This is a genomic window from Staphylococcus sp. HMSC056G08 (assembly GCF_001812305.1).
Taxonomy (GTDB): Bacteria; Bacillota; Bacilli; order Staphylococcales; family Staphylococcaceae; genus Staphylococcus; species Staphylococcus simulans.
The window spans coordinates 1-6,281 of sequence record NZ_KV808439.1 but is presented as its reverse complement, the minus strand read 5'-3'; the positions used below and the strand labels follow the sequence as shown (position 1 = coordinate 6,281).

At 31.0% G+C, this 6,281-nt stretch carries 5 protein-coding genes and 1 pseudogene; 3 read left to right on the top strand and 3 right to left on the bottom strand.

All coding sequences use genetic code 11. The features are described 5' to 3' along the window. Positions 1–161: 161 nt before the first annotated feature. Together HMPREF2846_RS01650 and HMPREF2846_RS01645 are read right to left on the bottom strand one after the other, a co-directional pair. Positions 162–1,834, bottom strand: a pseudogene (locus tag HMPREF2846_RS01650) (IS1182 family transposase). A gap of 372 nt (positions 1,835–2,206) precedes the next feature. Next, a complete protein-coding gene (locus HMPREF2846_RS01645) occupies positions 2,207–2,578 on the bottom strand; it encodes a metal-dependent transcriptional regulator (protein WP_002497484.1) in 372 nt (123 codons plus the stop codon). A gap of 130 nt (positions 2,579–2,708) precedes the next feature. On the opposite strand from HMPREF2846_RS01645, the gene HMPREF2846_RS01640 reads away from it, so the two are divergent. The 3 genes from HMPREF2846_RS01640 to HMPREF2846_RS01630 are packed head-to-tail and all read left to right on the top strand — an operon-like array spanning position 2,709 to position 5,250. After that, the gene (locus tag HMPREF2846_RS01640) at positions 2,709–3,446 is read left to right on the top strand and encodes a metal ABC transporter ATP-binding protein (RefSeq protein ID WP_070625392.1); all 738 of its coding nucleotides are present in this window, start codon (positions 2,709–2,711) and stop codon (positions 3,444–3,446) included. Continuing rightward, positions 3,439–4,278, top strand: a complete 840-nt coding sequence (locus tag HMPREF2846_RS01635; RefSeq protein WP_002497486.1) for a metal ABC transporter permease — start codon at positions 3,439–3,441, stop codon at positions 4,276–4,278. Before HMPREF2846_RS01640 ends, HMPREF2846_RS01635 begins: the two co-directional genes overlap by 8 nt. Positions 4,279–4,296: 18 nt before the next feature. After that, the gene (locus HMPREF2846_RS01630; RefSeq protein WP_070625389.1) at positions 4,297–5,250 is read left to right on the top strand and encodes a metal ABC transporter substrate-binding protein; all 954 of its coding nucleotides are present in this window, start codon (positions 4,297–4,299) and stop codon (positions 5,248–5,250) included. Positions 5,251–5,492: 242 nt separating this feature from the next. Here HMPREF2846_RS01630 and HMPREF2846_RS01625 read toward each other — a convergent pair whose 3' ends face one another. Beyond that, positions 5,493–6,098 carry a recombinase family protein gene (locus HMPREF2846_RS01625; RefSeq protein ID WP_002497488.1) on the bottom strand — a complete coding sequence of 202 codons (606 nt, stop codon included), beginning with the start codon at positions 6,096–6,098 and terminating at the stop codon, positions 5,493–5,495. Positions 6,099–6,281: the final 183 nt, after the last annotated feature.

The following is a 6,281-nucleotide window of genomic DNA, read 5'->3' as shown; positions in this document are numbered from 1 at the left end:
AATTATACTATAAATTCAACTTTGCAACAGAACCTAATCTTTACTGTATTGAAAAACTTTGGATGAGTTACTTTGATACAGTTCTCCTAATTAATAACATTTTGTCTGAGAATTATCTCAAACATTCCCTTTGCACATTTTGAATACGTTAAAGTTTGTTATTAAAAATGAGTTCGGGACATAAAGTATCTGGATAAGTGAAAAAAGACAATTTCTATTGAAATAATATAGAAATTGTCTTTTTTATAATTTTTTTGATTATTTTCAGCTCGTTGAGCTGTTACTTTTCTTATATTAAGTGCCATTAGCACAAATCCTAGTTCTCTTTTGGCTTTATTTATCCCTCGAACGGACATTCGAGTGAAACCCAAAATAGCCTTCATAAATCCAAAAACAGGCTCCACATCAATTTTTCTTTGACTGTAGATGGTTTTTATTTTTGGTTCTGAAAGCTTTTTATTAATTTGGGCTTTAAAATATTCCCAATTATAATTTTTCATTATTTTTTTATTCGTTTTTGAATTGTATTTCATGCATTGGTGTCTCAGAGGACATTCTGAACAATCATCACATTCATATAATTTGAAGTCTCTCTTAAACCCATATTTATCATGCCGATAGGCATATCTTTTAAAACCCAATCGCTTATTGTTTGGACAAATATATTCATCGTTAATTTCGTCATAATCCCAATTTTGAGTGTTAAAGATGTCGCTTTTATATTTTTTAGTTTTATCTTTTATAAACATACCGTAGGTTATAAGTGGTATTCGATTAAAATCATCTATAATTGCCATATAATTGGGCTCGCTACCATAACCTGCATCAGCTACAATATATTCAGGTAAATGACCGTAGGTCTCTTGAATTGAATTTAAAAATGGTATCATCGTTCTTGTATCAGTCGGATTTTGATACACATTATAAGATAAAACGAATTGAGAATTTGTCGCTATTTGTAAATTATAACCTGGCTTGAGTTGTCCATTTTTCATATGATCTTCTTTCATTCTCATAAATGTGGCATCATGATCTGTTTTAGAATAACTATTTCTATCCTTTAAAATAGATTTTTGGACGTCGTATTTATACTTTCGCCCAGAGTAATCATTAATTTGCTTTTTATATTGTTTAATTTTAGTTCTTTTGAGCCGTATTTGTTTTCTTATTTTAGTACATTTTTCATTATCGATATGTTGATTTAAATCTTCGATTTCTTTATCCAAATGACTACCAATCAAATCTATTTCTTCCTTTGTTAAGTCATTATCGTGATCTTTTTTAATCTCAGGTATAATTTTATTTGTTACCAATTCGTGATAGAGTGCTTTAGAATCTTCATTCATCTTTGTCTCATGGTTTTGAATACTTTTTTCCATACAAATGTATATCGATTGGCATTCGCCTCAACTTTCGTACCATCAATAAAAATGGTTTGATCATCTATAAGATGTTGTTTCAAACACTGACTATGAAATTGAATAAATAATGATTCTAATAAAGCATCTACTTTTGGATTGACTCTAAATCGATTAATCGTTTTATAAGAAGGCTTTTGATTTTGTGATAACCACATCATCCGGATGCTATCATTAAGTAATTTTTCTATCTTACGTCCTGAAAACACAGATTGTGTGTAGGCATATAGAATGACTTTTAACATCATTTTGGGATGGTATGAGGTTGCACCACGATGATGTCTGAATTCATCGAATTCAGTTTTAGGAATTGTTTCTACAATATCATTGACATGTCGTGAAATATCATTTGTGGGGATAAGAACTGAAGTTTCCAATGGTAGAGTAAGTTGAGTCATGTTATAATCTTTATACATAAGGCACCTCGTTAATTTAGTTTAGTGACATTTATTAAATTATACGAAAGTGCCTTATTTTTTTAAAGTATTTCAATGTAAAATTACATATAAATACAAAGTATTTTGGCGAGACTCTTGAGGGAACAGGACAAGTTGAAGACTACAGGCTGAAGCTGTCCCCTAAGAAAACGAGCCAACAATACGTAGTATTGTAAATAAAGAAGCCAGTAAATGAATTTATAATAAACTCATTTACTGGCTAATTTGTTAGAAATTATGTCCCAGACTCATTTATTTATGATTCGTATTCTTATTTTGAGGGCTGGGAGAGAATAATTGTTGCTTTGTACTGTACTTTTTATTAAAAAGCTTCATAGTTAATCATCCTTTTTAAAATTGTTTTGTTCTTAAGTATTCAGATAAACGTTGAACAAATTTATCTGATACGTGATTTTCGATTAAATCAACCTCTTGGTTGACTTCAGAAGAGTTGATATTTAATACTTTTATGAAAAACGCTTTAATAATCTCATGATTGTTAGTCATTTCTATCGTATAAGTTAATCCTTTCTTAGTTAACATAACACCACGATAATGTTCACTTTTGACAAAACCTGCTTCGGTTAATCGATCTAACATTTGGCTAATTGAAGGGGGCGCTGCTCCTAACTTTTTAGATAACATTTTATTAGACACTAGCTCAATGTCTCCACCTAATTGGAAGATAATTTTCAAATATTTCTTTTGCGCATCAGTAATCATGATCCCACCTACAATTTTGATTTTTAAAGCAGAAATAGCTAGCCAAACTTCAAATTTTCGTTTGACTAAATAATATATTTAGGTTATCCTAAATATATTATTTACGCAAGTGAAGAAAGAAGGGAATAGCGTGTTAGATGTACAAAACTTGTCAGTGGTTTATGATAATCAAACCCGAGCTTTACAAGATGTTTCTTTAGAAATGATAGAAGGACAAATTGTTGGGATTATTGGCCCAAATGGGGCAGGTAAATCAACTTTGATTAAAGCAATGATTAATTTAATACCACACAAAGGACAAACATTTTTTAAAAGTAAGCCTATACATAAGCAACTTAAAAATCTTTCATACGTCGAACAAAAAAGTAATATCGATACAACGTTTCCTATGAAAGTTTTAGATTGTGTCATTTTAGGTATATACCCTCGGTTAAAACCGTGGCAGTTACCTGGGAAAAAAGAAAAAGCAATGGCAACAGAAGCCCTTAACAAAGTGGATATGTCGGAATATAAAGATCGACAAATAGGGGAGCTATCAGGAGGACAATTTCAACGAGTGTTAATTGCTAGAACGTTAGTTCAGAAAACAGATTTGATATTACTTGATGAACCTTTTGTTGGCATCGATATTACAAGTGAAAATATCATTGTTGATTTATTAAAAGAACTAGCTGAATCTGGAAAAACAATTTTAATTGTTCATCATGACTTATCCAAAGTCAGTAAATATTTCGATAGCCTTATTCTTTTAAATAAACATTTAATCGATTTTGGTTCTGTTGAAAATGTGTTTACGGGAGATAACTTAGCACAAGCCTTTGGCACAAATATTTTGATCCCTTCTGAAAGTGGGGATAAAAATGATTAGTCAATTTATACATGAGTTATTTCAGTTTAGTTTTCTTCAAAGAGCACTTGTAACTTCTGTTGTCATCGGAATCATCTGTGGCGTTATTGGTTGTTTCATCGTATTAAGAAGTTTGGCGCTAATGGGAGATGCTATCTCACATGCAGTTCTACCGGGTGTAGCTATTTCTTATATGATGGGCATTAATTTTTTCTACGGTGCGGTAGTCTTTGGGATTATGGCAGCTTTAGGAATCGGTTTCGTTAACCAAAACAGTAAAATCAAAAGCGATTCATCTATAGGTATTGTTTTTTCTGCCTTTCTAGCTTTAGGGGTTTTACTTGTTACGAAAGCGCAATCGTCCATAGATTTAACGGAAATTTTATTTGGTAATGTACTGACAGTTAAAGAACAGGATCGAACATTAACATTTATTGTCGCTGCGATTGTCTTAATTATTGTAGTGATCTTTTATAAAGAATTTTTACTATCAACGTTTGATCCAACCATGGCTGCAGCTTCAGGTTTACCAACAAAATTCATCCATTACACAATCATGGTGTTATTAACGTTAGTAACTGTTGCCTCATTACAAACCGTCGGTGTTATTTTAGTTGTTTCTTTATTGATTACGCCAGCTTCGACAGCTTATTTACTGACTAAAAGACTATCAACCATGATTCTTTTATCAGCGTTGATAGGTGCTATTTCATCTATTATTGGGTTGTTCTTTAGTTTTACATTTAACTTACCTTCAGGTGTGGTTATTGTATTAGTTATTACAGCTATATTTATTATCACATTCTTCTTAGCACCTAGAAATGGGCTATTGTGGAGAATGATTAAACATTAACTTAGGAGGATTTTTATAATGAAAAAAGTGATATTATTTTTATTCACCATTACACTTTCTGTTGTTTTAGCAGCTTGTAGTAATGGAGATAAAGACGGTGATTCAGATAAAGAATTAGAATCAGTAGATAAAGATAAAATCAAAGTGGTCACAAGTTTTTCTATGATTGATGATATGGTTAAAGAAATTGGCGGAGAGCACGTTGAAGTTAAAAATTTAGTGCCTACAGGCACTGACCCGCATGACTACGATCCTAAACCAGATGACATTAAACATATCTCGAGTGCCGATTTGGTTTTCTATAATGGATTGAATTTAGAAGGTGGCAGTAAAGGTTGGTTATTTAAAGCTTTAGAGTCTTCTGATTTTTCAAAAGAAAATGCGATAAAAACAACAGAAGGTGTTAAACCTAAATACATTAAAGATGAAGATGGCAAAAAAGAAGTGAACCCTCATGCATTTATTGATCCGAAAGTAGGAGAAAAAATGATTAAAAATATCACGAAATCTTTATCTGAAAGAAATCCAAAAAACAAAGATTATTATAAAGAAAATGAAAAAGCATATTTAAAAAAATTACATAACATCGAAGATGATTATGAAAAACAATTAGGCGATATTCCTAAGAAAGATCGTGTTTTTGTAGCGAGTGAACAAGCTTTCCAATATTTAACAGACCGTTATGACCTAAAAGAAGGTTATATTTGGGCGATAGACACGGACGAGAATGGATCTCCAGAACAAATCAAAGATTTAGTAAAATTTATTGATAAAAATGAGCCATCTCACTTATTTGTAGAATCAAACGTAGATAAGCGTCCAATGGAAACCGTATCTAAAGAAAGTGGCGTATCAATTTACAAGAAACCAATTTACTCTGATGAAATTAGTAAAGAAGGTGGCGTAGCTGATACTTATCTTAAATATTTAGAGTATAATTTAGATGTTTTAACTGATGGATTGGAAAAATAACAATGAAACTAAAAGTGAGCGTTATTGTCTATATAGATAATAACGCTCACTTTTTTACTTATCTTTTGGAAGAGATGTTTCGTCTTCATATCTTATTAAAGGGAAAAATATGAAGAAGTTTGAAATTATCATTTTTACAGTTTAATAAAGTTTAGAATTTTAAATTAAAAGAAGCAGGTTATTGTATAACATATTATCATTTCCTAATGTGTTATACAATCACTTTTTACTCATTTTATTAATTATTTTGTTCTTTCATTTTTAATTCGATATACGGTCTGTCTTGTAATATCTACTTCTTTAGCAATTTTACTAATAGAAATTCCTTGATCTAACATTTCTACAACACGTTGATAAACTAAACGTTTCTGTGGGTCTTTCGCGTTTGGTGAGTAAAGGACAGGTCTGCCTTTATAGATACCTTTTTCTTTCGCTACCTTAATTCCCTGTGCTTGCCTACGCTTACTTTCATTTCTTTCTTGTTCTGAAATCATTGCTAAAATTTGAATGATTAAATCTTTCATGAACTTATCTAATAATGGGTTACCAATTGCTTCATTCATCATAGGCAAGCTTGTAATCATTAATTGAACTTCTTTTTCTTTTAAATAGTTCACCGTTTGAATAATCTCGTCATAATTTCTTCCTAGACGGTCAATCGATTCAACGATTAAACGATCTCCCATTCTTACAAAGTTCAATGTTTCTATAAAAATAGGTCTATCTTCAATCGATTTACCTGATTGTTTTTCTGTGAATATTTTTTCAGCACCAAATGCTTCTAAATTTTCAATCTGTCTATCTAAATTCTGATCAATGGTTGATACTCGTGCATAACCAACTATCATTTTCAACACCCTTTCTCATACACCCTAATCATACATTTAGAAACTGTATGTTACTTTACTTGATATATGAGAATGATTTTACCTAGTAAATGAGAAAAGCAATGTCCTATATTAAAGTACATTGCTTTTTCTATTAACGAATACCTATGACTAAACTATCTCTAGCTGTTTCTACAACTTCTG